This is a genomic window from Herbinix hemicellulosilytica, from assembly GCF_002904165.1.
In the GTDB taxonomy this organism is placed as follows: Bacteria; Bacillota; Clostridia; order Lachnospirales; family Lachnospiraceae; genus Mobilitalea; species Mobilitalea hemicellulosilytica.
Map to the genome: position 1 here is coordinate 212,594 of NZ_CVTD020000015.1, position 26,813 is coordinate 239,406.

The 26,813-nt window shown below is 36.8% G+C and carries 20 protein-coding genes and 1 other annotated feature; of the genes, 3 read left to right on the forward strand and 17 right to left on the reverse strand.

Annotated elements, in window-relative coordinates; all coding sequences use genetic code 11:
- Positions 1-86 precede the first annotated feature (86 nt).
- Positions 87-3,311 (reverse strand): DEAD/DEAH box helicase, encoded by a 3,225-nt coding sequence (locus tag HHT355_RS06040; RefSeq protein WP_103202532.1) that lies wholly within the window; start codon positions 3,309-3,311, stop codon positions 87-89.
- Between the two features lie 325 nt (positions 3,312-3,636).
- Here HHT355_RS06040 and pyrB point away from each other — a divergent pair, with 325 nt between their 5' ends.
- A complete protein-coding gene (gene pyrB, locus HHT355_RS06045; RefSeq protein ID WP_103202533.1) occupies positions 3,637-4,548 on the forward strand; it encodes an aspartate carbamoyltransferase in 912 nt (303 codons plus the stop codon).
- A gap of 14 nt (positions 4,549-4,562) precedes the next feature.
- Complete coding sequence (locus tag HHT355_RS06050) at positions 4,563-5,024, forward strand: aspartate carbamoyltransferase regulatory subunit (protein WP_103202534.1); 462 nt, start codon at positions 4,563-4,565, stop codon at positions 5,022-5,024.
- 250 nt (positions 5,025-5,274) lie between these two features.
- Here the strand turns inward: HHT355_RS06050 and HHT355_RS06055 are convergent, their stop codons facing one another.
- The gene (locus tag HHT355_RS06055) at positions 5,275-5,856 is read right to left on the reverse strand and encodes a superoxide dismutase (protein ID WP_103202535.1); all 582 of its coding nucleotides are present in this window, start codon (positions 5,854-5,856) and stop codon (positions 5,275-5,277) included.
- A gap of 169 nt (positions 5,857-6,025) precedes the next feature.
- On the reverse strand, positions 6,026-7,696 hold the full coding sequence (locus HHT355_RS06060; RefSeq protein ID WP_103202536.1) for a formate--tetrahydrofolate ligase: 1,671 nt from the start codon (positions 7,694-7,696) through the stop codon (positions 6,026-6,028).
- Between the two features lie 436 nt (positions 7,697-8,132).
- Between HHT355_RS06060 and HHT355_RS06065 the strand changes: the two genes are divergently transcribed.
- Positions 8,133-8,780: an HAD family hydrolase gene (locus HHT355_RS06065; RefSeq protein WP_103202537.1), complete on the forward strand. Its 648-nt coding sequence runs from the start codon at positions 8,133-8,135 to the stop codon at positions 8,778-8,780.
- Positions 8,781-9,124: 344 nt separating this feature from the next.
- Here HHT355_RS06065 and HHT355_RS06070 read toward each other — a convergent pair whose 3' ends face one another.
- The 14 genes from HHT355_RS06070 to HHT355_RS06135 form a co-directional block, all read right to left on the reverse strand.
- Positions 9,125-10,006 (reverse strand): ATP-grasp domain-containing protein, encoded by an 882-nt coding sequence (locus HHT355_RS06070; RefSeq protein ID WP_158245903.1) that lies wholly within the window; start codon positions 10,004-10,006, stop codon positions 9,125-9,127.
- A 335-nt stretch (positions 10,007-10,341) separates the two neighbouring features.
- Positions 10,342-11,190 carry an EamA family transporter gene (locus HHT355_RS06075; RefSeq protein WP_158245904.1) on the reverse strand — a complete coding sequence of 283 codons (849 nt, stop codon included), beginning with the start codon at positions 11,188-11,190 and terminating at the stop codon, positions 10,342-10,344.
- Positions 11,191-11,595: 405 nt separating this feature from the next.
- Positions 11,596-12,477, reverse strand: coding sequence for an ATP-grasp domain-containing protein (locus tag HHT355_RS06080; protein ID WP_103202540.1), 882 nt, complete (start codon positions 12,475-12,477; stop codon positions 11,596-11,598).
- A 579-nt stretch (positions 12,478-13,056) separates the two neighbouring features.
- Positions 13,057-15,663, reverse strand: a complete 2,607-nt coding sequence (locus tag HHT355_RS06085) for an FtsK/SpoIIIE family DNA translocase (protein WP_103202541.1) — start codon at positions 15,661-15,663, stop codon at positions 13,057-13,059.
- 87 nt (positions 15,664-15,750) lie between these two features.
- Positions 15,751-17,166, reverse strand: a complete 1,416-nt coding sequence (locus HHT355_RS06090) for a phospholipase D-like domain-containing protein (RefSeq protein WP_242967562.1) — start codon at positions 17,164-17,166, stop codon at positions 15,751-15,753.
- Positions 17,167-17,439: 273 nt separating this feature from the next.
- A complete protein-coding gene (locus tag HHT355_RS06095; protein WP_103202542.1) occupies positions 17,440-17,688 on the reverse strand; it encodes a YlzJ-like family protein in 249 nt (82 codons plus the stop codon).
- 37 nt (positions 17,689-17,725) lie between these two features.
- On the reverse strand, positions 17,726-18,532 hold the full coding sequence (locus tag HHT355_RS06100; protein WP_456298588.1) for a ClpP family protease: 807 nt from the start codon (positions 18,530-18,532) through the stop codon (positions 17,726-17,728).
- Positions 18,533-18,677: 145 nt separating this feature from the next.
- Complete coding sequence (locus HHT355_RS06105) at positions 18,678-19,823, reverse strand: aromatic acid exporter family protein (RefSeq protein WP_103202543.1); 1,146 nt, start codon at positions 19,821-19,823, stop codon at positions 18,678-18,680.
- A gap of 221 nt (positions 19,824-20,044) precedes the next feature.
- Entirely contained in the window at positions 20,045-20,665 is a 621-nt protein-coding gene (locus HHT355_RS06110) for a YczE/YyaS/YitT family protein (protein WP_103202544.1), read from the reverse strand.
- 196 nt (positions 20,666-20,861) lie between these two features.
- Complete coding sequence (locus HHT355_RS06115) at positions 20,862-21,146, reverse strand: hypothetical protein (RefSeq protein WP_103202545.1); 285 nt, start codon at positions 21,144-21,146, stop codon at positions 20,862-20,864.
- A 5-nt stretch (positions 21,147-21,151) separates the two neighbouring features.
- Positions 21,152-21,727: a PARP domain-containing protein gene (locus HHT355_RS06120; protein WP_199179167.1), complete on the reverse strand. Its 576-nt coding sequence runs from the start codon at positions 21,725-21,727 to the stop codon at positions 21,152-21,154.
- Between the two features lie 204 nt (positions 21,728-21,931).
- Positions 21,932-23,887, reverse strand: a complete 1,956-nt coding sequence (gene thrS / locus HHT355_RS06125; protein ID WP_103202546.1) for a threonine--tRNA ligase — start codon at positions 23,885-23,887, stop codon at positions 21,932-21,934.
- A 312-nt stretch (positions 23,888-24,199) separates the two neighbouring features.
- Positions 24,200-24,400 (reverse strand) — a binding site (T-box leader).
- Between the two features lie 96 nt (positions 24,401-24,496).
- On the reverse strand, positions 24,497-25,477 hold the full coding sequence (locus HHT355_RS06130; protein WP_103202547.1) for an AEC family transporter: 981 nt from the start codon (positions 25,475-25,477) through the stop codon (positions 24,497-24,499).
- 38 nt (positions 25,478-25,515) lie between these two features.
- The gene (locus tag HHT355_RS06135; protein ID WP_103202548.1) at positions 25,516-26,745 is read right to left on the reverse strand and encodes a M16 family metallopeptidase; all 1,230 of its coding nucleotides are present in this window, start codon (positions 26,743-26,745) and stop codon (positions 25,516-25,518) included.
- Positions 26,746-26,813 lie beyond the last annotated feature (68 nt).

Below are 26,813 nucleotides of genomic sequence, written 5' to 3' on the forward strand. Positions count from 1 at the left end.
GGGCAGCCGATTAAATATCGGACTGTCGGAGGCTGTCTTATAAAACCATTCTTAAAAGCCTGCCACAAACTCTTTTACAGCTATATTTACATAGGCCCGAACAACTCTTCCAGTTCTTCTCTGGACAAAGTATTGATAAATACTTCCTTGCTTGTAATAACTGTATCCGACAATTCTTTTTTCTTCCTTTGAAGCTTGTAAATCTTCTCTTCTATTGTCCCTTTGGTAATAAGCTTAAGTACATGCACCTTGTTTTGCTGTCCGATGCGGTATACCCGGTCCGTAGCCTGCTCTTCCACCGCAGGATTCCACCAGGGGTCATAATGGATTACCGTATCCGCACCGACCAGGTTAAGTCCGGTACCTCCTGCCTTCAATGAAATTAAGAACACACTGCCTTCACCCTGATTAAAGCGTTTGACGCTTTCGTTTCTTTCTTCGGTAGGAGTGCTGCCTTCCAGATAAAAATACGGGATATTCATATCTTTCAATTCTTCTTCTATAATCCGCAGCATTGAAGTAAACTGGGAAAATACCAGAATACGGTGGTCGTTGGCTATAGCCTCGGTAATCAGTTCCATAAGCAGATCGAGTTTCCCGCTTCCGCCCTGGTAATTTTCCAAAAATGTAGCCGGATGGCAACATATCTGTCTTAGTCTGGTTAAAGCCGCAAGAATTTTCATCCGGCTTTTTTCCAGGCCCCCTTCACTGAGCTCATTACGAATCTCACTGCGAATATTTTCAAGATATGATACATATATCTTCTTCTGCTCCTCGGAAAGTTCCGTAAGAACTTTTGACTCGTACTTATCCGGCAGTTCCGTAAGCACATCCTTTTTCATACGGCGAAGTATAAAGGGAGCTATTAGCTGATGCAAATCCTCCAGTGCCTCTTTATCATCCCTTAGTATCGGTTTTTCATATGTTTCAACAAACTTTGCATGGCTGTGCAGATAGCCCGGCATAATAAAATCAAATATGGACCAAAGCTCAGACAAGCTGTTTTCAATCGGAGTGCCCGTTAATGCAAATCTGTGCCTTGCTTTTAACCGTTTTACCGATTTTGCATTTAGGGAAGCATCATTTTTTATAAACTGCGCTTCATCTATGAAAATAGTGTTGAAATCAATATTTTCATACAAGGCTATATCCCTTCTGATCAAAGGATACGAAGTTATAAGCACATCGTAGTTCTTATAATTTTCAATAATTTCTTTTCTTTCCTGGGGATTACCGTTAACCACAACTGCTTTAATAAAAGGAGCAAAATTTTCAAATTCATCAAGCCAGTTATAGGTTAATGAAGTCGGGCAAACAATTAAGCAATGAGGTTTTAAATCCTTATTTTCATTTTCCGATATTACGGATGCCATAAATACAATCGATTGCAGGGTTTTGCCCAGTCCCATATCGTCGGCCAAAATTCCGCCAAGTTCGTGTTCAGCCAGAGTTCTTAGCCACTTATATCCGGTAATCTGATAAGGCCGAAGTTGTGCCTGAATCCCGTCAGGAACCTTATAATCGGTTATTGACGGGTTTAATATCCTTTCGGTAAGATGGGCAAAATTTCGGTCTTTGTTAAGTTTCAGGCTTTTTTCGTCAAAGACCTTTTCCAGATATACTGCATGGGATTTTGCCAGATATACCTTATTATCTTCTATATCTTTGCTGCCTACATTTAAAAAAGCCAGGATTTTTGAAAGTTTCTCAATATTATCTTCTTCCAGGTTAATAAAACTTCCGTTTTTTAAGCGGTAATATTTCTTTTTTACCCGATATGCGTGTATTAAATCTTTAATTTCATCCTTAGGTACGTCATCAAAGGAGAAATCCAGTTCCAACAGATTTATACCGCTTCCTACCCGGACACTGGCAGTGAAATTACCCGGAGTTCGTATTCCCAGCTTTTTAAAGTCCTCCGAATAATATAAATGGGCTATTCCCTCCAGATCCTTAACTTTTCCGGCCAAAAATTCATATATCAAATCTTCATCTTTTAACAGATAATAATTTTTATAAGGTACAAAACCCAGCTTTAAAATCTCGGAAATTATTGCATCTTCACTTTCCCTTTGGCGGACAATAATATATGATCCCGAATTGGCATTGCCGAAGGAATTAAACTCATAATCACCATATCTGAAACGAAGCTCGGCTTTTATGCCGTATTTGTGTCTGTCAAAATAAATACTTGCTTCAAGCTCCTCGGAAATATAGCGATTTTTTAACTCTTCCGGGACTTCCAGTTCCATAGTCTCACTTATCCTTGGAAGTACATGCTCAAGGAAGCGGTTTTTCTTTTCACCTTTGAAAACCAAAGGCCCGTTGTCCCTGCCAAGGGTATTATAAAAAGGTTTAAAATTGTTTATAAACTTCTTGTCCGGTTTATAGATAACACCGTCATAATAAAGAAGTTCACCGGTATCGGTTATGGGAATTACAGCTTCTTTTCCCTTATAATCTACAATGATTGCTTCATCGTCCATCGTAAGCTGGAAGGCAATCTTGGGATTGCCATTTACATAGCGGACATTCGGATATGTTTTTCCGTAAAGCTCCAGGGTAAAATCGTTGCCGTCCAAAATATTAAGAAATTTAAGCAACATATTCCTGGTCATAATTACATGGGATTTTGAAAATACTTTTGAAAAAAGCGAACTGTTTACCACCTCCTGGATTTCGTATATCTCCAGGAGATAATCGATAATATTTTGCGAGAATTTGTCAAAAGTACTCTCCCCGCTTATATATTTAAATTCTTTCCCTAATGTAAAGTTTTCGTTGTTATAAATATCAGACAGAAATTTCTTAATAGTCTGTATTTTGTATTTCCGGTTGCTGCCTCCATGAAATGATACATAAGCCCTGGCCGCATCCCCTTTCATCATGTGAGGAATAGTAACGGTAGGCTCAAGAGAAAAAGTTTCTCCAACCAGTGCAGTTTCCTCCTGAGAAGCAAAATAATCAAGTATCTGAATTATTTTCCTTTCTTCCGGACTTTTAGTCGTAGAAAGCAGGGTCCTTTCCTGATATGTTAATATGAACAGTAAAGCAGCCACCACATGTTTACAGGCTCCCTGGTCCTTTAGTCTGGAAGGGCAATTACAAGTGTAATCAAAAGACCCATCTTCCTGTTCTTCTATTGTAACAGAATATCTGTAGTTTCCCTGTACTTCCAGCCTATATGTTTTTGATGAATTCGAATAAGAAGCACTGACAACCCGATTTTCCTTGTAATATTGCAATCCTCTGGCATAGACCAAATCATTGGATGCCAGATTCCTAATCCCCGTCCGTGAAATTTGAAGCATACTCAATACCCCTCACAAAATAAATTTTATATCCAACCATATATATTATCCATTTTGTTTCCATATGGTATGTATTTACAATTTTATTCTTACTCAAGGGCTCAAAAAATGCTATTATCCTGTTATTATATCACATTAAAAGCAAAAAGTGTATTTTATATAGCATCTTTTTTTAATTTTACACAGATTTACTTATTAAATTTAATAATTCCATGTATAAGATAAATTGATAAATGCTTTTCAGATATTAATTGAAATTTTATTGTTTATATATTAGAATATTTCGTTAGAATAAAAAAATAATCCACAAAATATGGAGGTTTTCATGAAGCATATCATAAGTCCTACCGATCTGACTCTGGATGAGTTGGATGAATTATTAAGGCTTTCTGAGGATATTTATAAAGATCCGAAGAAATACTCCGACGCTTGTTATAGAAAAAGGCTGGCAACTTTATTCTATGAGCCAAGTACCCGAACAAGACTAAGCTTTGAAGCCGCCATGTTAAACCTTGGCGGAAGTGTTATCGGTTTTTCATCAGCTGATAGCAGTTCCGCAGCAAAAGGCGAAAGCATCGCCGATACAATTCGAGTCGTTTCCTCTTACGCAGACATCTGCGCAATTCGTCATCCTAAAGAAGGCGCCCCCTTGGTCGCATCACTTCATTCATCCATTCCAGTTATCAATGCCGGTGACGGCGGTCACAATCATCCCACTCAAACATTTACAGATCTATTTACCATAAAGCAGTTAAAAGGGCGGTTTGAAGGACTGACCGTTGGTTTTTGCGGCGACCTGAAATTCGGCAGAACCGTTCACTCCTTAATTAGTGCCCTGTCAAGATATAGTAACATCAGATTTATCCTAATATCTCCCGATGAATTAAAAGTACCTGCATATATAAAAGACGAAATACTGGATGCAAATAATATTCCTTATGAGGAAGTAAGAAGTCTCGAAAAAGCAATTCCTTATCTTGATATCCTCTATATGACCAGGGTACAGAAGGAACGCTTCTTTAATGAAGAAGACTATATCAGATTAAAAGACACCTATATCCTTGACAGCAACAAAATGGCTCTGGCTAAGGAGGACATGCTGGTACTGCATCCTCTTCCCCGGGTGAATGAAATTGCGGTAGAAGTCGATAATGACCCTAGGGCGGTTTACTTTAAGCAGGCCCAGTTCGGAGTATATTTAAGAATGGCACTTATAATGATGCTACTTAGGGATTAAGAAAGGAGGACCTTATGTTAAATATAGATGTAATAAAACGCGGAATTGTTATTGACCATATAAAAGTCGGCGGTGCAATGAAAATTTACAACTATCTGAACCTGGAACATTTGGACTGCAGTGTGGCCATAATCAAAAACGCCAGAAGCAATAAGATGGGCCGCAAAGACATAATCAAAATAGAAGGTATGTTGGACGAAATAGATTTGGACATCCTGGGCGCAATAGATCCCAATATAACAATCAACATAATAGAAAACGGAGAAATAATAGAAAAAAAGAATCCCAGGCTTCCCGAATACGTGGAAAACATCTTAAAATGCAAAAACCCAAGATGCATAACATCCGTAGAACATGGAATCCCCCACTCATTTAAACTGACAGACAAGAAAAATGGAATTTACCGGTGTATCTACTGCGAACAGGCTTTTGACGGTGTCCCCTCAGTGGTGTCAGGTACAGTTAATAAACTGTAAACAAATTATGAACTTTCTGTAAATTCAAAATCTTACCTAATCACATTTATAAGCACATACACCACAAAATATCAAACTCTTGCCGTAATTTAAATGCCTTATCCAATGTACCGACCCCAAAAAGTTAGACCAAAAATCTGGCATTTGGAGGTCGGTACATATTTTTTATTGAGACAGTTTCTGCTGCCTCGCTGTTAGTCTAACATTTATAGAGCCAATACGTTAATAAAAGAGGTACCCATATTAATGACTAGTATATTCCCATCCTGTCACAAACAACTTCCCAGTTGATGTTATCCATGAAACGATTTATGTACTCCGTCTTATTGTCCGCATACTGAAGGAAATAAGCATGCTCATATACATCAAGCACCAGTATCGGTGCCGAATAGGCTATATTGCCAAGGTCATGGGCATCAAGGCTGATATTTCTAAGCCTGTAACTTCTCTGGTCATAGCAAAGAACGGCCCATCCCCTGCTGGCTTTGGCGGTGGCTATAAAATCACTCTTCCAGTTATTGAAACTGCCAAAATACATCTCAAGCTGCCCTATGGTCATTTGGTCCGGCATTTTCATTTTGCCGCCTATATTTTCAAAATATAATTCATGAAGAATCACACCGTTTAACGCATAAGTTTCTCCTCTTTTGCATTCTCTATAGAAGCTGAAGGTTGCATTTGCCTTATCCCTCTCGGGATTATTAGTAAGTATACGGTCAATCTCATTTATTTTATCCACGTACCCTTCATACAGCCTAATATGCGCTTCAAACTGCTGTTTATTTATTACGGTAATATCGTCTGTATACTGAAATCTGATTTTTTCAATCATAAAAAGCCCCCTTTATTTTAATGTATGAATACCGGTCTATGACAAGCCGTATTCATCACTAAAATATACGAGGCTTTTTTTAACTTATTCCTATATTTTAAAATATACTAGGCTTATTTACTTATTCCTATATTTTAAATATACGAAGCTTTTTAACTTATCCTATATTTTAAAACAAACCTACGATTCTGCCGTTCTCATCCACATCAATTTTTTCGGCAGCAGGAATTTTAGGAAGTCCTGGCATGGTCATCATGGTTCCGGTAATTGCAACCACAAAACCGGCACCCGCCGATACATATACTTCTCTTATATTGACAGTAAATCCGGTTGGACGGCCTAATTTGCTTGGATCATCGGACAGGGAATACTGATTTTTTGCCATACATATGGGCAGATTTCCATATCCCAGTTCTTCCAGCTTCTTTATCGCACTGTCGGCGGCAGGATCATATGTTACCTTGCCCGCACCGTATATTTCTTTTGCTATGATTTCAATCTTTTCTTTAATAGGCAGGTTTAAATCATATAGCGGCTTGTAGTTGCTTTGCTTTTCTTCCATTGTCTTAAGAAGCTTTTCAGCCAGGTCAATGCCACCCTTTCCGCCTTTTTCCCATACTTCGCAAAGAGAAAATTCACAATTTCTTTCTTCGCAAAAATGCCTTACAAAATCAATTTCTGCAGGTGTATCTGTCATAAAGCGGTTTAGGGCTACCACCACTGGTATGCCGAATTTCTGTACATTCTCAATATGCTTTTCCAGATTTACAATGCCTTTCTTTAAAGCATCCAAATTTTCGGCTGAAAACTCGGTTTTTGGAATACCGCCGTTATATTTAAGAGCGCGTATTGTTGCAACGAGAACAACAGCATCTGGTTTAATGCCCGCAGCCCTGCACTTGATATTTAAAAATTTCTCGGCTCCAAGGTCTGCCCCAAAACCTGCTTCCGTAACAACTACATCGGCAAGCTTTAAAGCCATCTTTGTTGCCCTTATACTGTTACATCCGTGGGCAATATTGGCAAATGGACCCCCATGAACAATAGCCGGAGTATTTTCAAGAGTTTGAATAAGATTAGGTTTCATGGCATCTTTAAGCAGAGCCGCCATAGCTCCTACCGCTTTCAAATCCTTGGCAAATACAGGTTTTCCGTCATAAGTATATGCAACAACAATTCTCCCCAGTCTTTCTTTTAGGTCCTCCATGTTTTCGGCCAGGCACAATACGGCCATGATTTCCGATGCCACAGTAATTACAAAATGGTCTTCACGGACCACTCCGTCCGCTTTCCTTCCGAGTCCTACAACAATATTTCTAAGTACCCGGTCATTTATATCAACACAGCGTTTCCATACAATCTGGTTAGGGTCTATATTTAACTCATTGCCCTGGTGAATATGGTTGTCCAGCATTGCCGCAAGCAAATTGTTGGCTGATGTTACCGCATGAAAATCTCCGGTAAAATGCAAATTCAAATCTTCCATAGGCACCACCTGGGCATATCCGCCACCGGCTGCGCCGCCCTTTATTCCGAAGCAGGGTCCTAAAGAAGGTTCACGTAAGGCTACAACGGATTTTATGTTCATCTTTCCTAATGCCTGCCCAAGCCCTATGGTAGTCGTTGTCTTTCCTTCTCCTGCGGGTGTCGGATTTATGGCCGTAACCAGTATGAGTTTTCCGTCGGGTCTGTCTTTTATCTTTTCCCATAATTCATCAGAAAGTTTAGCTTTATACTTCCCGTAATACTCCAAATCCTCCTCCGGAATTGATAACTTTTTAGCCACTTCACTTATGTGCTTTAAATTTGCTTTCTGAGCTATCTGTATATCGGACTTCATCTTTTCCCAGCCTTTCTGTATATTATAACTAAAACTATTGTAGCATATGAAATAATGAGGTCAAGTTAAAAATGGCAATATAACCAATAACTTATGCTTATATATGTTAATTTTCTCCAATGATTAGATTTTGTAACACATAATATTTTATCAACAGATTTTAATTCTCTCCACCAATATGATTACTCTACTTTAAGGATACTTCTTTATCGATTAATAATGGAGCGTATTAGCTTATCTAAAATGTGTCATTTTATTTTGTTAGAAACTCTTATTTTTTTGCTTACCCTAATCAAGTTAATATTTCTTATTATATTGGCACAAATGAATAAATTTGATATAATATACAGGCTATGAGTATTTTTAAAGATTTATATCAATTCTTAAAACATAAAAAAAGTAACTTTAATCATATTACTGCAGAAAGGAATTTACTATGAAATACGACACTATTATTTTTGACCTGGACGGAACATTACTGAATACATTGGATGATTTAAAAGACAGCCTCAATTTTGCACTGGCCAAACATGGCTATGAAGAAAAAACCCTTGAGGAAGTCAGAAGATTTGTCGGGAACGGTGTACAAAAACTTGTGGAACGTTCTCTGCCGGCAAACACATCCACCGAAGATATGCAAAAGTGTCTTGCCACCTTCAAAGAACATTACAAAGACAATATGCAAAACAAGACCAGGCCTTATGACGGAATAAAAGAATTACTGGCTGAGCTTAAAAACAGCAATTATCGTATGGCTATAGTATCAAACAAATTCGATGCAGCGGTTAAGGCATTGGTAAAAGACTATTTTGGCGAGTATATTACAGTTGCCATTGGGGAATCTGCGACCGTTAAAAGTAAACCTGCTCCCGACAGTGTTTATGCAGCAATAAAAGAAATGGGCTCAGACATTAAAAATGCTATTTTTGTAGGGGATTCAGAAACAGACGTTCAAACCGCCAAGAATGCCGGTCTGCCTTGTGTCGGCGTAACCTGGGGTTTTCGCACCCGTGACATATTATTAAAAGAAGGAGCCGATTACATAATCGATACTCCTAAGGAATTACTGGATATCATAAAGTAATTTTTAGATTTTTTATCATATGAATGGTCAAACCGGCTATATATTATTTAAAATTTTTTAAATAATACCTAAATTTATAAGTTTTATTAAGTATAAATTATTTTTAATTTTAAGGTTTTTATTTAACTTGTTCCTATTGTTAAAGAATGGGTTAGCTTAATCATTTTTGCTCATTTATGCTATATATAGATTATAGATAAATGCCGGATTATGCTGTAGCGCATATTCCGGCATTTTTATAAAATATTTTAGTGTATTAAGGTATGCATATCCCAAACAAGACTTTATGGAGGTAACCGTTCTTCCATTAAGAAAAATAATTTTCGACACTTCCTTAAATTGGTCTATTTAATTTTCCCTTTTCTTTTTAGGTCCTCAATAATATACTTCAAATATAGTTCAACAATATTGATATCCGAGCATTTATACAGCATACGAGAGCCAACCACATCTTCAATCTCGTTAAATATAAGTTCTCCCTTATCACCGATCAGAAAATCAATCCCTACCAATCCGAATTCAAACTCCCGGATAATTGTTTGGACCAAACTTATTTCCTCTTCATTAAGATTATATAGCCTCACATCCCCTCCTAAGGAAAAATTGGCCCTAAACCCTTCTTTTGATGTCCGCAAAACCGCAGCGATAATTTCTTTACCTATAACATAAACCCTAAGATCCTGATGTTTCATCCCTGTCAAGGGCTGAACCACCACATCCGAAGAGCCTATACCATTAATTATCTCGTCAAAACGGTCTTTAAAATCCTTAAGACTTTCAACCAAAAATACCTGCCTGCCCCCGTGTCCGTCCACCGCTTTAATTACCGTGTTATAAGATATATCCAAACCGTTCTTTACCTGAAAATTCCTGTAAAAGCAAGTATCCACCATGGGTATTCCTGTTTTTGCCAGATATTGATAAGTCTTAGCCTTATCGTTGCAGATTTCGGATACAAAAGAATTATTATAGACCGGAATTCCCATAAGTTCCATATGTTTTGACAAAAGCGGATATATTGCCCTGACAACAGCAAAATCGGGAAGTTTTAAATCCATTGTTCGGTGAGTTAAAAAAATTCTTCCGTTTTTAACCCCGAATTTTATATCTTCAATCAAAAGCAGCCTGAAATTAACTCCCAGCTTCTTTCCTTCTTCTATATAAAAATCTATATAATGCTTATTGTAATCGGCACTTTCTTTAAAATAAACCAGCCACGCTTCCAATCTTCTGCCTCCAAACATTTTATAAAAATTGATTTCCTTATATCTGCAAAATATCCCGATAACTATAATATAATAATGGTTTTAGGTATTTAAAAGCCCTCATTCATTTGTATTTTTCCTACGTCATTTCGAATATATTAATACATTTCAGTTTTATGGTAACATCATGTATTGCTTGTGTCAAATCCCCCTATTTTTAGTTTTTAATAAAAATCAAATAAACCTTTTAAAGTAAACCGTCAAATAGGATAAATTCTAAAAATATAAAAGCAGCTATTAACTATTAAATAGCTGCCTTATTTAACATTATATTATTTAGCATATTATTTAGCCCGTTATATAACTCCTATCATAATTCCGGTTAAAATAACTGCGGCGCAAAGCAATTTATAGGCAATATTCTTTTCCTTAAATAAAAACTTTCCTGCAAGAATTGCAACGAGACACCCCGATTGCTTTATTAATGTCATTACCGTAACTTTACTTCCTTCCATCCCGTTGGCTATAAATAGAGCCCTGTCTGCAATGATAAACAAAAAACTCATAAGCCATATCCAGCCGTTTTTAAAAGCACTTTTCCACCTTATTTTTGCCTTTGCTATAAAGATATAAAGCATATAAAACAAAAGTAAAAATAACATATACCAATACTGCAGCTGAGAACTGGTTACGCTTTTCATAAGTATTTTGTCCATAAGGCCCGATAAAGCATTAAGAAGGCATGACAGTATAGCCAACACTACATATACAGTTTCAACGCCTTCTGCCTTGTTTGATGACATCTTTCTTGTTCTGTTGAGCATAAAAAGCCCCAGGCATACCAACAAGAGGCCGGCTATCTGATATACCGAAAGCACTTCCTTTAATACCGCAAGACCCAGTAATGTTGAAAACAAGACCCTTGATAAATCCAGTACCCCGTATATACTGATCGGCATCTTGTCAATTGCCTTAAATCCGAATAACCAGGCCAAAAATATGACAAATGATTTTATTGCTATCCAAAATAAAAAAGATGGATTAATCCCCATCGCATTCTTGCTGTCCGGAAGGATAATTACAAAAGCCAGGGCTGTATATACAATTAGGACTTCCATTACAGTACTGCTTATCAGAGCTTTTTTCTTAATAACTTCCCTTGCACCTTTTATTAAACCATAAAGTAATACTAACAGAATCCACATGTCAAACCTACCTGTCTGCATAAAATCCTGTTACATATTACCTTATAATTTTTGTCATGTCTATGGACGATATGACGATATTTGATTTAAAAACTCACATTTTAAAGACAAATTTACATAACTTTTTAAACTCAGCCGGTCAGAAGATTTTTAAATATTCTATTTACATTGCCGGCGACATACCGGCTTTTTTTTGTTTCTGTTCCGACAGGATTAATTACTTTATAAATTAATCAAAAAAATTCAAAATCTAAACTGATATGTTACTCTGATAAGATTACTTTCCTATTAAAAATGCTGCAGAAATATCTGCAGCGTACTATAAATCGATTAAATGGCAGCTCAATAAATTATCCATTTAAATATTGGGTAACATTGCCTTATAATATTTTTTTACTATAAGTTTCATTGTATTTTTGATTTTATGTGGGTAATTATTGCGTCTGCCGCATTGACACCGGTACAGTCATATATATTCTTAAAATGGGCATTGGAGTTAACTTCGCATACTAAAGGTTCATCATTTTTACCAAACAATATGTCAACTCCGGCAAAATCCAAACCAAGCACTTCACAGCTCTTTAATGCCAAATCAACCTGCTCTTTTGTCGGCTGATAAGCTTTCATCTTTCCGCCTATAGTAAGGTTTGCCCGAAAATCCCCGCTATCGGAGTACCGATACATGGCTGCTATTACTTGCTTTCCCACTACCTGCAGCCTTATATCCCTGCCGTGGCTTGATTTAATATATTCCTGAAAAAGCATGGGCTTTGCTCCGATTTGCTTTACTGTGGCGGCAAGCTCATCCATATCCTTTACAAGATAAACCTGCTGGCCGAAAGAACCGAAACATTCTTTAACAACCATGGGGTATCCCAGTCTTTCTGCAACATCTTCAAGAAAATATAAATCGGTATAGCCTATATTGGTAAAAGTCATAGGGGCTACAATAGTCTTTGGCATAGGTATGTCAGCACCGGAAAGAAGCAAATGGGTCATGGACTTATCGTCGCAGGCATAAATCGCCTTTGACGAATTAAATACTCTATATCCCATAAGCTCCAGATATTCGGCAAGTCTTACGTCCTTGTCCAGAAACAGGACAAAATCGGCTTCAGGCTGAAAACTTTTCCTTAAATTTTTAACAGGAAGCTCAATCAGCAACTGAGCATTGGTCTTTTTTATTAGTTTTATTCCCTGTCTTATTGCAGCATCTATAAGCCACTGATGGATTTCATTAAATTTATTTGAATTTAGAAACTCATTTACTACAAGTAAGCCTGTCATTTATACATACCTTCTTAAATTTAATGTAAGTGTAGTGTAATAAATTCAAAATTCAATTAATAATACTTATTTATTATTTTATTACCTAAGTATTACTATACTTATAATATTGTTCAATAAGATAACGTCTTTTCGGACCTAAAAAATCGCATCTTGAGTAAATGGCACTATAATCAACCCAACTTCCGTCTATATTTCCATTGCATAAGATTTTATTTCCGGCATCCTTTCTATATAAGAAGCCAGTTATCCGCAATACTTGCAACAAAAAACATACTCATGCATAAACTCTTTACGTTCCAATACTACGTTATCCCTGTAGCCATTTTAAAACATTTTTAGCCGTTATTCAATATTTATGGTATTTGTTATACATCATTTTAGTATTTGTGCAGTCAAAACCAACAATCGTATATTGATAAAAATAATGCTACCAACTATCGTTTATTGATAATTGGTAGCATTATTTTTATCAATTAATTTCAGTCGATTATATCTTACTAGGAATAGGCTTTATTAATTTTATAATTGAGATTTGATACTTTTAGTTATAATACTCATCATATCTTTGAAAATAGCTCAGATCAGCCCGTTATCCGCAAGGAACTGTTCATACTCTTCCATAGTCATCAGGATCTTTCTGGGTTTTGTTCCTTCTTCAGGTCCGACTACACCCACACTTGCCAATTGGTCCATAATTCTTGCGGCTCTGTTAAAGCCAATCCTGAATTCTCTTTGGAGCATTCCAATGGAGGCCTTATCCTTTTCTATAATGAACCTGCCCGCATCCACAAAGAACTCGTCTCTGTCATTGGCCATGGCTGCACCGGAATCGCCTGCCTGAACGGTAGCAATTTTTTCGTCGACTTCCTCGCTGTAATTTGCCCCGCTGTTATTTTTAATTATATAATCTACAACGGCACTTACCTCTTTTTCGGAAACATATGAGCCCTGGATTCTTACAGGTTTTGGATAGCCGGAGGGGAAGAAAAGCATATCCCCTTTACCAAGAAGCTTTTCTGCTCCCGAGCCGTCTATAATAGTCCTTGAGTCTACCGCAGACGAAACCGCAAATGCTATTCTGGAAGGGATATTTGCCTTAATAAGGCCGGTTATAACGTTAACCGACGGCCTTTGGGTGGCAATAATCAAGTGGATTCCCGCCGCTCTTGCCATCTGAGCCAAACGGCAGATCGAATCTTCCACTTCACTTGGCGCCACCATCATCAAATCTGCAAGCTCGTCAATAATTATTATTATCTGCGGCAGCTTCTTATAATTTTCTTCATCAGCAAGTTCCTTAATTTTTTCATTATATCCTTTTAAGTCACGGACACCCATTTCGGCAAATTTTTTATAACGGTCCGTCATTTCGATTACGGCCCAGTTAAGTGCCGCAGCCGCCTTCTTCGGGTCGGTTACAACCGGTATCAATAGATGAGGAATACCGTTGTATACGTTTAACTCAACCACCTTGGGGTCCACCATGATCATTCTTACATCGGAAGGCTTAGATTTATATAAAATACTCATAATTAAGGTATTTATACATACCGACTTACCGGAACCGGTTGCACCCGCTATAAGAAGATGGGGCATCTTTGCTATATCTGTTACTACAATCTGCCCGCCTATATCTCTTCCTACGGCAAAGGCAAGGTCCGACGGATGGCTTGTAAATTCTTTGCTTTCTATCAGTTCCCTGAATGTAACCACAGAATTTTCTTTATTGGGAACTTCTATACCTACCGCCGACTTACCGGGTATGGGAGCTTCAATTCTTACTTCCGCAGCTGCCAGGTTAAGTTTGATATCGTCAGCCAGACTGGTAATACTTTTTACCTTGACTCCCTGTTCAGGCTGAAGTTCATACCTGGTAACGGTAGGGCCGCAGCTTACATTGGTAACAGTTACATGGACCCCGAAACTTTCCAGGGTACTTTGAAGTTTTGCCGCTGTTTCTTTCAGGGTCTTTTCCGTTATAAGTCCTTTTCCTGCCCTGGGTTTCGGAGGTGTCAACAAATCTACCGGCGGAAATACATACTCCTTTTCATCGGCTTCCTGACTTATATCCAACTTTTCTACTTGTGTAGAAGATGTTTTTTCATCAGCTTTTGAGCTTGTCAAACTTTGAGTCGGCTGTTCTACTTTTGTAGAATATTCATCATTATTATAATTATCAGCAGAAAAAATTTCCTTATCATTATAGGTGTCATTATAAACTTCATCTATAAAGCTTTCTTCTGCTGTATTATTAGCCTTTTCAAATTTATTCTTTAACTCATCTTCGTATGTAATAACTTGTCCGGCTTCACTGGCTGAATTAAATTCATCAGCCATACTCATACCGGTCTTATTTTCTTCCTCAATAAACAGATGATCCAGATTTACTATCGGAAGCTCGTCAATTTCTTGCTTAGACAATTTTTTACTCTTTCTTGCCGATAAGCTGACTACCTTGGCAGGCTCGTCCTGATTAGCGGCATTACTTTCGGTTTGCAGTTCGAAAGTCTTAAATTTGCGGCGCGGTACTTCTGTTTCCACATCGCTTTCTTCGATTTCTTCAGCTTTTCGTTGCATTCTGACTTGCTTTCTTTCTTTAAGTGTGCCCCTGCTTTTCTTTGCAATATATAAAAACAGGGCTTTACCTGTTATTACGATTAATGAAATCGTCATAACGGCAATTAAGATAATATAAGTGGCTGTAACATCAAAGGCCCCGCAAAGCATCATAACTAAAATGCCTCCGATAATACCGCCTCCGGACCTCTCCTTGCTGGAATTTATAAAATATTCAAATATCTTGGTGCTTTCATTATAGGGTTCGCAAATAAGCTGTATCAAAGCAGCCAGTGCTATTAAAAACACCGCCGCACTAAGCAGCTTTCTTCCTGCCGCACGGTTTCCAAGATTGGATATACGAAATGCGGTTCCAAAAAACAATATAAAAGGCAATATGTAAGCCTCCAAACCGATTATGCCAAATAAAAATCCGCTTACATACTTTCCTACTATACCGCTTAAATTAAAATAGCTTAAAAATATAAGAATAGATATAACCAGGGTAACAATAAGAATAATTTCTTCCTGTACCTGCTCATTATGTTTTACGGTTTCTTTAGCTTTTTTATGGTTACTTGCATTCTTCCTTGCTGTATGGTTTCGGGTCACTTTCTTGGAAGCCATGCGTTATCCCCCTTATAAGTTATTGATTTTCCACATTTTATTATACCTTTTGGGTTAATGTTATGCAAGCCAAATAAATACGGCCCGTTACATAAGGTAACGGAACCTGTTAAAGAGTTTAATAATTTTTACAAGAATTTCTTTTTTATCGGTAAACTCCTGCCTTTTTAGACCTTCGGGCATTTCCACCCTCTCTAAGTCAATTACGCGGACTGATGCCTCTTCATAATAATTCATGTAATTTTTAAGCTGCTTGTTTAAATCTGTACTGTCTGCAACCAGCATAATCTCCGTACTTAAATAAACGCTTCTTAAATCCATATTAAATGAGCCTATTATAGATATATTATGGTCAATGGTAATACTTTTTCCGTGATAAGATATGCCACCCTCATACTCATATATATTAATTCCGGTATCCAGTATTTTCCCCTTATGGAGCATATAATCCGAAGCTCCGAAAGGGTTATCATTGTTGGCCGGTGAGTTGGTCATAAGAGTAACATTGGCCTTGCCTTTGCAGACCTCCTTCAAAGCTTCATACATCATTTCATTGCAAATGATATAAGGAGTATGAATTTTAACTTCTTCTTTTGCCTTTTTCATAAGGCTTATAAGAGAGTAAAACAATGTCGGCTCTTTTGCTTTAATATGTACCGGATTGGTAAGGAATGAAATCTTGTTAACCTTATACGTAACAGCCGTATAATCAAATTCCTCAGTCAAAAACGGGTATTTTTGCATAGTTTCCAGATATATGTTTTTAAGTTCCTCTACGGCTTTAAATACTTTTTTCTTTTTGCCTTTAGAAGCTTTGTCATGAAAGTATCTGCACTCTTTCATATTCCAGATTTTATCGAAATAATTATATAATTCATAAATTGAGCTGTCCCGCGTATCAGGTCTTGTATTATAAACCAAGACATCCCTGTCATAGTTTTTATGGCCGTTTTCTCCCAGGAAATTATCATTTGTGTTTCTTCCGCCCAAAAGGTACAGTTCGTTATCGATTATAAGATATTTATCATGCAGTCTGCCCATGCTTTTCCAGGGTTTTAATATATTTATTGGATTGTAAATTTTTATTTCTACATTATCCAAAGTCGACAAAGCCATAAAATAAGGGTTGTTTTTCATATGTATCATTTCACAGTAGCCGTCAATTAAAATTTTTACCTCTACTCCTTTGTTTGCCGCATTGTAAAGAGCCGCCAAAACCTTTTTACCGCTATTATCAGCCCTGAAATCAAATGTAGATAATATTATCCTTTCACTGGCCCTTTCTATCATCCTAAGTCGTTCAATCAGGGCCTGCATATTGTCTTCTATAACACATGCCCTGTCACAGGAAACCTGATCCGAAAAGAAGTCATCCGGATCAAATGAACTTATATATTCTGCACTGATTTTAGGCTGCCTTTTATATACAATTACCACACTAAATATAACATATGTAATAAATGCAACCACAAAGAGTAAAACTGCAATTATTATCTTTTTCAAAGCACTTCACCCTTGTTATATCCTATGTGTTAATTATGTCATTTAATTTTATGTGACGGCCTGTTTCCTTTATGTTTAGTCATGGCAAATCTATGAAACTTTGGTCTTAACTAGAGTATAATTAAATTTTATAAAAAAAACAATGATTTCCCGCATCCGGACCGCGGGAAACCATCATCTTTAACATTCATTTTATTTTATTTAGTTTTATTTAATTTTTAATGATATCATTTATAAAATGGCATCAGTATAAAAGCTTTTAATAATAATGCATCAGTAAACCGAATTATAATCAAACTTAAACTTAATTACCTGTCCCGGATAATAATCCATATTCAGATAATCCTTCATATCTGTTGAGATTATTCTGTGAACAACATAATTTTCACCTTCACGGCGGGCCACCACCCTGCCGTGTTTTAACATTATTTCTTTATACTCGGGCTCTGCTTCCTTTGGGGTTTGATTAACAGCCCTATGATTGACATAAATTCTCTCAAGCGGTACTACAGTATATAACATACTATACCTTCCTTCCGAATTAGTTATACACTGGCTCTTATTTTCCGTTCTTTTGCTTTTTTCTGGCTTCAATCATCTCGTTCATTTTAGCCAGAGCTTCTTTTATACCTCCAACCTCATCGATTATTTTTAATTTCACAGTTTCGGCTCCTACCAGGATAGAACCTACGTCCTTAGCCAACTGGTTGGTGGCAAGCATAAGATTTTTAAACTCCTGGTAGCTGATACCGGAATGGTCTACCACAAACCTTATGATACGGTCCTGTATCTTTTCAAAATACTCAAAAGTCTGAGTTACGCCTATTACGGTACCGTTCATGCGTACAGGATGAATAATCATTGATGCGGTCGGTACGATAAAGCTATAGTCTGCCGAAACAGCCAGTGGCACACCTATCGAGTGACTTCCTCCCAAAACTAAAGATACTGTCGGCTTACTTAGGGATGCTATCATTTCGGCTATGGCAAGTCCGGCCTCTACATCTCCACCTACGGTGTTAATTAAAATTAACAGGCCGTCAATCTCATTACTGTCCTCGATTGCGGCAAGCTGAGGAAGAACATGCTCATATTTAGTGGTTTTATTATGTTGAGGCAGGCACTCATGCCCTTCGATTTCCCCTATAATCGACAGCAAATGTATTTTATGTTCTTTGTTATTATTATCCAGTACCGTCTGGCCGTATTCGGATATTTTATTATCCTTTAATTCTTCATTTTCTTTTTTTAGCTTTTCCTCTTCCTGTTCTTCCATGGTAGATTTTTTTTGATTGCCTTCATCATCGGCATCATTGTCTGTGCCTTCATTTGCAGTCTTTGTTTCATTTTCCGCAGAATTTATCATATCAAAATTAAATTTTTCCTTGCTTTCTTTGTTGCTTCTTGTGCCTTGCATATGCTTCTCCTTTTATTTTTTTGCATAATTTCCATACTATTATGTGATAAATGCAAAAATTTATGCAAAGCACTCCAAGCAGCAAATATAATGTTTATTTGTCTGTATTGTTATTCCAATAAGTTTTCATATTTTTCTTTTCTATATCAATAACAAAATTTCTTTTTATAAGGAGAAAATACTCCAATTCTTTTAAAATCTGATATAAAACAGCCCTATATTCAAACTCCTCTCTTGTTGTCGGCAGTTTATCCTGTTTATAGTGATTATACAGATTTTTTAAATCCTCAAGTAAACCTTTAGCATTATTCATCTCATGAAAACTGTCCGCAATCCTATTTAAAAAATCTGCCAAAGGAATAGACTGTTTTAATAAAACCGGAATATTGGAAATATCACGGCTTATGTCTTTTAATACCTCGATTTGATGCTTTCTCATTTCCAGATAAGTTATCAAATATCTTGTATCGGATAATAGCCTGTTGCCGGCATCTTCATAAGCCTTATGAAGAAGTTCCTCAAGCAAAGTTTCTAAGTCTCTGAAATTAATGATAATATTTTCATTATTCAGACTGCCTTGATCCGATATCCCGGATTCAGTTTCAATACCTGTAAATACCGGCTTTTCTTTATTTGGTAAATCATCCGAAAAATCCTGAATAAGACAGGCTTTTTTGTTCTTAAGAGCAAAGGCCATGGCTCGTAACACTTTTTTGAATTCAATTTCCAATAAATATTGCTTTATAAAAATTTCTTTCCTGTAACTTGGCATGAACATATTGACTGCTACTCCTATGCCCATCCCTATACCAAGAATCATCACTTCATTAAAAAAAAGCTGTGGATCCATCCTTTTTTCTATAAGAAAATGGGTCATCAAAACCGAATTCATGGATATACCCTCTTTTAAATTAAACAGATTGCTTAACCCTGCAAAAATCAGAACAAATATTCCGAAAACCCAGGGATTATACCCAAACCCGTTAAACAGCAAATAAGAAACTGTAACCGCCAAAAGGAATGATATAATCCTCTTTGCAGCAATACTTAGGGTTTCTTTTTTTGTATTTTGAATGGTAAGCAGGGTTATTATACCGGCAGAGGGACTGTATGATAAACCAAAAAGTTCTGCAAGAATTATGGCAATTGCCGAACCGATACCGGCTTTGAATATATACCACGGATTTACCTTATTTAGTTGTACTTTTTTAATATTATCCTTCCTAAAAATATAATCCACCCCCTATAAGGGCAATATTTAAGGTCATAAAGTAAATATGCAGTCAGCCGAAAAACCGGCTTATTACTCCGACTTAATGAAATCATATATTGACTTTAGATCCGTTGTCAATAATCATTAAGTGCTGTTTTCATATCAAAAAAACTGTCCCAAATCATTCCGAAGGGACAGTTTTTAAATATAGATAGAAATTTTTGTTTAACACTTATTTTTATTATGACTTAGCTGTAACTTTTATTATCCTTGTTTAGTCTATTCATGGCGTCCATTATCCTGGTAAACTTTCCGACCAGATATCCTGTTGTAAGAAATGATATCAAAGTCCCGATTCCGAATACTCCACCCAATATAACCCCGAGAATTGAATATAAAATGTCACAGCCTGTTCTTAAAACAGCATAAGATATGCCCGTCAGAGAATTTACCTTGTAAAGTACTGCATCCAGGGCGTTCATACCCAGCTTAAAATAAATAAGCATAGCCAAGGCTGCTGCAAGTAATATTTCACCTATTACATAAACAGCCAATCTTCCCAAAAAATTTAATTCACCAATCTTAAGCGGTGCGAAAATCCAGTTATAAAAATCTATAAAATAACCGGATAATAAAGCATATATAACGGTTCCTAAACCTAAATTCCCCTTAGCCACGATAGCTGCAATTAAAATTACGATTAAATTATATATCAGTGAAGCTTGTCCGATTGATATATTCAAAGAACGTGATATACCGTCACATAATACTCCTATAGGATCGCTTCCCAAACCGCTTTGCAAAAAAAGAGAAATTCCGCATCCGACACCATTTATGGCTATAAATACGCCCATCAGCTTTTTTATCATGCAGTTTAAACCTCCAGTCCTGCCCAATTAAAGCTTTACAAGCATAGCATATAAACTCACCGATTCCAATTTAAGAATAATGGAAATTTGTATAAAATTCGGCAGAAACTTGGCCTACATTAAATAAGGGTATACCGATATAACTTAGATTATACCGGCATACCCAGTATTAGCTTCAATAAATCATGATTTTGCCTTATGCCTTTTGAAGGCCTTTTTGAATCTTATAAGGTGATTTTAATCCTTTTTTTACTTCTGTTCTTTGAATAACCAACTCACTTGCAGCCATTTCATCATCATTGTCAATGCTGCATTTTGTGATAGTAAGGTCATCGTTCAGGCGGATAATATTTCCTTCCTCGTCCATAAGTTTTACATATTCGGTTTTTGTTCCTTTGCTGTGTTTCTTATAAATCAGACCGTTTTTCTTGCAAGCTTCTTTAAATGCTTTTTCACTGGTTATTTTGCCTTTTCTTAACATATAAATCAACTCCGATCTTCAGTAACCAATTCCATACTTGATATAACATTTGTATCAAATACGCAAATTTGGTTTTCAATATATGATATGTTAAAGGTATGAAAAAATTTACCATATTCAGTCGGCATATATGGCTGATTAGGCAGGTAAAATGTACCGATAATTAGTTTATATTTATATTTAATATTTAAGTAGTCACAATATGTACATCTTAGCTTCTTGGTATCAATCATATCTTCGGTGACCGATATTAAATCACCTTTAAACAGAAACGGTAAAAACTCATTTCGGTATATTTCTACAAATTTAGTATAATCTTTTAATCTTCTTAAATCAAGTATATATTCATTATTTACATTTAATTTACATCTTATAATAGCAGGTGTCCTGACCCGGACACCAAATTTATTAGTAGGATTAGTAGTCCACCATCTTGCCAGCGAAAAATCCATATAAAAGTATATTCCGTTTCCCAGCCAATGATGCTTATTAGGTCTGCATTTAAATCCGGATTTTAAAATACTTTCTGCATTGCTAAGATCGGTTCCGTGATAAGCCTCTATTATTACGTTAGAATCCATACTCCGCCTCTTAAAATAAATACTTTGTTAACATTAAGCCAAATAGTACAACCATTAATTGGTATTATAATACATTTTTATCTTTTTGTAAATATTTTACTACAAAATTAGCAAACCGGATAAGTTGTGTTATTCTACAACTTATCCGGCTGTTTACAAATTATTCACATTTTGTTTACAGTTTATTTACGGTGTCAGGTACCATTATTCTGTTACTTCAATCTTTCGAATTTCTTTCGTCCTGATTTCCCTGCAAATATCTTCAACAAATGTTGCAAGAGGTTTCGGACCTTCATCGCCAAGGTAACGGCTTCTTACGGATACCATACCTTCTTCCTCTTCTTTTTGGCCTACTATAAGCATGTAAGGAATACGATCCAGTCTTGCCTCCCTGATCTTATAACCGATCTTTTCTGCCCTTTCATCCACGGTTACAAGGACGTTGTTATTCTGCAGTTCTTCCTTAACCTTCCGCGCATAATCATGATATTTTTCGGAAATAGGTAAGATACGAACCTGTTCGGGACACAGCCAGGTAGGCAGCATGCCGGCATATTTTTCGATAAGCCATGCCAGTGTCCTTTCATAGCAGCCGATACTTGTTCTGTGGATGATATAAGGACGTTTCTTCTCACCGTTGGCATCCACATAAGTCATGTCGAAACGTTCAGCAAGTATGAAGTCCAGCTGAATGGTAATCATGGTGTCTTCCTTGCCGTATACGTTCTTAGCCTGAATATCCAGTTTCGGTCCGTAAAATGCTGCCTCACCCTCGGCTTCGACAAATTCTACCCCGTTTTTGATAAGCATTTCACGCATCTTGTTTTGCATTCTTTCCCAGTCTTTTTCATCGCCCAGGTACTTTTCCTTATTGTTGGGGTCCCACTTGGACAAGCGATATGTAACATCCTTGTCAAGACCCAGGGTCTTTAAGCAATACATAGCAAGTTCAAGACATCCGGCAAATTCTTCTTCAACCTGCTCGGGAGTAACAATCAAATGGCCTTCTGAAATGGTAAACTGCCTTACTCTGGTAAGACCGTGCATTTCTCCGGAATCTTCGTTTCTGAACAGGGTTGAAGTTTCTGCATACCTGCAAGGCAGGTCTCTGTAACTTTTCGGTGATTGCTTATAAACATAGTATTGGAAAGGACAGGTCATAGGACGAAGGGCAAATATTTCGGAATCTTCCTTGTTTTCATCACCGATTACAAACATACCCTCTTTATAATGATTCCAATGGTCGGATATGACATACAAGTCTTTCTTAGCCATAAGAGGAGTCTTTGTTCTCATATAGCCTCTGCGTTCCTCTTCGTCCTCTATCCAGCGCTGCAGGGTCTGTATAATCTTAGCACCCTTCGGCATAAGAAGAGGAAGTCCCTGACCGATTACATCCACTGTAGTAAATATCTCCAACTCTCTTCCCAGCTTATTGTGGTCCCGTTTCTTGATATCTTCCAAATGAGCCAAATATGCATCCAGATCGGCATTCTTATTAAATGCGGTACCATATACTCTTGTAAGCATTTTGTTCTTTTCCGAACCTCTCCAGTATGCACCTGAAGAAGAAATCAGCTTAATAGCCTTTAATTCCTTGGTATTCATCAGATGAGGACCTGCGCACAAATCCACAAATTCTCCCTGTTGATAAAAAGTAATCTCCGCGTCTTCAGGAAGTTCCTCAATCAGTTCAACCTTATAAATTTCACCCTTTTCCTTCATAAATGCTATAGCTTCATTTCTTGGTAAACTGAAGCGTTTAATCTCATGGCCTTCTTTTATAATTTTTTTCATTTCTGCTTCCAGTTTATCAAGGGCTTCCCGGTCAAAAGGAGCTATATCAAAATCATAATAGAAGCCGTTTTCAATGGCTGGCCCAATAGCAAGTTTAGCCTCCGGATAAAGCCTTTTAACCGCCTGAGCAAGAACATGGGATGCGGTATGGCGGTAGGCAGCCTTGCCTCCATCATCGTTAAAGGTTAAAATATTTAAGGTGCAATCTTTATCTACCACGGTGCGAAGATCAACAACCTTACCGTCAATTTCGGCTGCGCATGCGACTCTTGCCAGGCCTTCGCTTAAGTCCTTGGCTATTTCATATACGGACATTCCGCTTTGATACTCTTTTACTGATCCGTCTTTTAAAGTTATTTTCATTATAGAAACTCCTTTCTTTTAGATGTAAATATCATTTACAATCTTTTAATTAAATGTAATCATTTTTCCCGACATTAATTTTTTAATGTCATAAACTGAGCCATGTATCATTTTGATAAAATCTTTAAGTTACATTTTTATTGCAGGCAAATGCCGTCAATATAATGTTTGTGACTCATTATTCCAAAAGTGCTGCAACAATATAACAGGTTTATCACGCGAAATCCGGGTAATTTATTAAAATAGCAACCAAGTATTTAATTAAGATTTCAATTAAAAAAGCCCGTCTCTTCCGATTTATTCTGTTAAACCGGAAGGGACGAGCATATTAATATGCCGCGGTTCCACCCTTCTTGGCGCAATGCGCCCACTCAATTTGATTATAACGGAATCACCGGACCTTATTAGGGCCACTCCGAGGCGGTTTTCCTATACTTCCGAATAAGATACTTCCACCAAATGTATCTCTCTCTGTAATCTTCCGTATAGTACTCATCTCATCAACGTGTTATCACTATATAACTTTTAAATTACTATAGCATTATGATATGCAAATTTTAGATAAAAATCAAGATAAAACTTTTTACAGTCTAATTTTTTTAACCTTTATTATAATAAGCTTTCCGCTATTCTTACAATCAAGGGTATAGTTGCCGCACAAAAGAGTACCGCCAGTGTAAATATTTCCGCTGCCAGTACGGAATTCTTCTTATATTTTATAGAAAACAAAATAACCGTTGTCGCAGAAGGTGATGCTGCCATTATAACAGCTATAGTTTTTACTGTATCGTTAACCGGAAGCTTAACAATCAGAGCCGTTATAAGCAAAGGTAACAATATAAGCTTTATAAAAAGCACATAATACATTCTTATATTTCTTATTAAAATTTTTATTATATTGGTTTTACCGATAGTAACTCCCGCTACCAGCATAGCTAAGGGCGTATTTAACGAAGCCACATGATTTAGAGCATCGTAAAGAACTTTCGGCACTTTTATCTGCAATATAAAACATATCAGGCCAAGAAATATTGATATTATTGACGGTGATAAGAACATACCTGCCATTTTCCTAAACTTCAGTTCTTTAATGCCTGACATCATCATAACTCCGTGGGTCCATATCAGAATATTGAACAAAGTTATATAAGCTGTAACATAAAACACTCCTTCACTGCCGTATATGCCGCTTACAAGCGGAATACCCATATAGCCCACATTGGCATATGAGGAAGCAAAACGTTCCACTTCAACGTTTTCATTTTCAATAATCTTACTACTACGCTTACCGTCTTCAGTTACGAAAATCCGCTTCTTTTTCCTTATAAGTATGTAAGAAACCGAAATACCTACCACATGGACCACGGTGGCAAAAAGTAAAGAAAGCAGCAATCCCTCCATCAGTTCCGTACTGAAATCTCTCTGGTATGATACAAAGATAACTGCCGGCGTAACTAAATACAGTAAAATATCCGAAAGTTTTCTGTTGGTTTCGTCATCAATAAGTTTGACTTTGTAACAAATAACTCCTATCAATATAATTATAAAAATAATAAGAATCTGATTTAGCAATATACCGGATAACGACATATAAAACCCCTTTGGTTAAATAAGGATAGTTTAAATAATTATTTTATGTTTCCTACCAAACATATGGAGGAATTGGATATATCCAAATATTTGATTACAAAATCCTGCACATCTTCAATGGTTACTTTATTAATACCCTCAATCGTTTCATCCAGAGGTACCAACCTGCCCCGGTTAAGCATAGATTTTCCGTTGGCATTCATCCTGTTTTTTGCCCCTTCACTTCCCAAAATAAGCTCCGTCTTTATCTGTTCTTTTGTCATGGCAAGTTCGTCAGGGGTAATCCCGTTTTTCCTTAAATCTTCTATTTCATCGTAGATCATATTTAATACCGTATCTTTTTGGCCGGGGTTCATAGCCGCATATATATGGAGCAGACCTGTCGTCTTATATGAACTGCCGTATGAATAAATAGCATATGTCAGTCCGGCTTCTTCCCTCACCTTTTGGAACAATCTCGAATTGACACTTCCTCCGAGGATGGAATTAAGTATTGACAGAGCAAACCTTTCTTCCGACAAGAAGGATATGCAATCAAAAGCCATATTTATGTGAAGCTGTTCAATATCCTTACGTTTTTTGCATACCACCTTGCGATAAACCGGTTTTTCGGGAGGGATATAGTCCTTTATGCCTTTAGGTCTTATTTTACCGAATTCCTCTTCGACAAGTGCAAGTATTTCTTCCCGATCAAAATTGCCGGCTATCGATATTACAATATTTTCGCCTGTATAAAATGTATGCAAAAAATCAAGAATTTGCTCCCTGCTTATCTTCCTTACCGTAGTTTTTTTACCTGAGATAATATATCCCAAAGGATGATCCTTCCAAATTCTTTGCTGAAGCAAATCATGAACCAAGTCTTCAGGAGAATCTTCATACATATCAATCTCTTCCAAAATAACGCCCTTTTCTTTTCTTAAGGCTTTTTCGTCAATCAGAGAATTATTTAGCATATCCCCGATAATCCTTATTGCCATCGGCAAATGCTCACTAAGGGTTGTCGCATAGTAAGAAGTACATTCCTTACTGGTATATGCATTAATATTACCGCCGATTTTCGCCATTTCATCAGCTATCTGTTTGGCGGTTCTGTTTTTTGTTCCTTTAAACATCATATGCTCTATTACATGGGCAATACCATTATTGCTTTCATCTTCATTAGCGGAACCTACCCTGACCCATACTCCAAAGGCGGCACTTTTAAGATATGGCATAATTTCCGTTACAACGGTTATCCCATTGGAGAGTTTATCAATACTAATCATTCAAAGTTCTTCCTTTCATTCGTGCAATGAAGAATAATACTAATGAAATATTGTAACATATTCGGCTT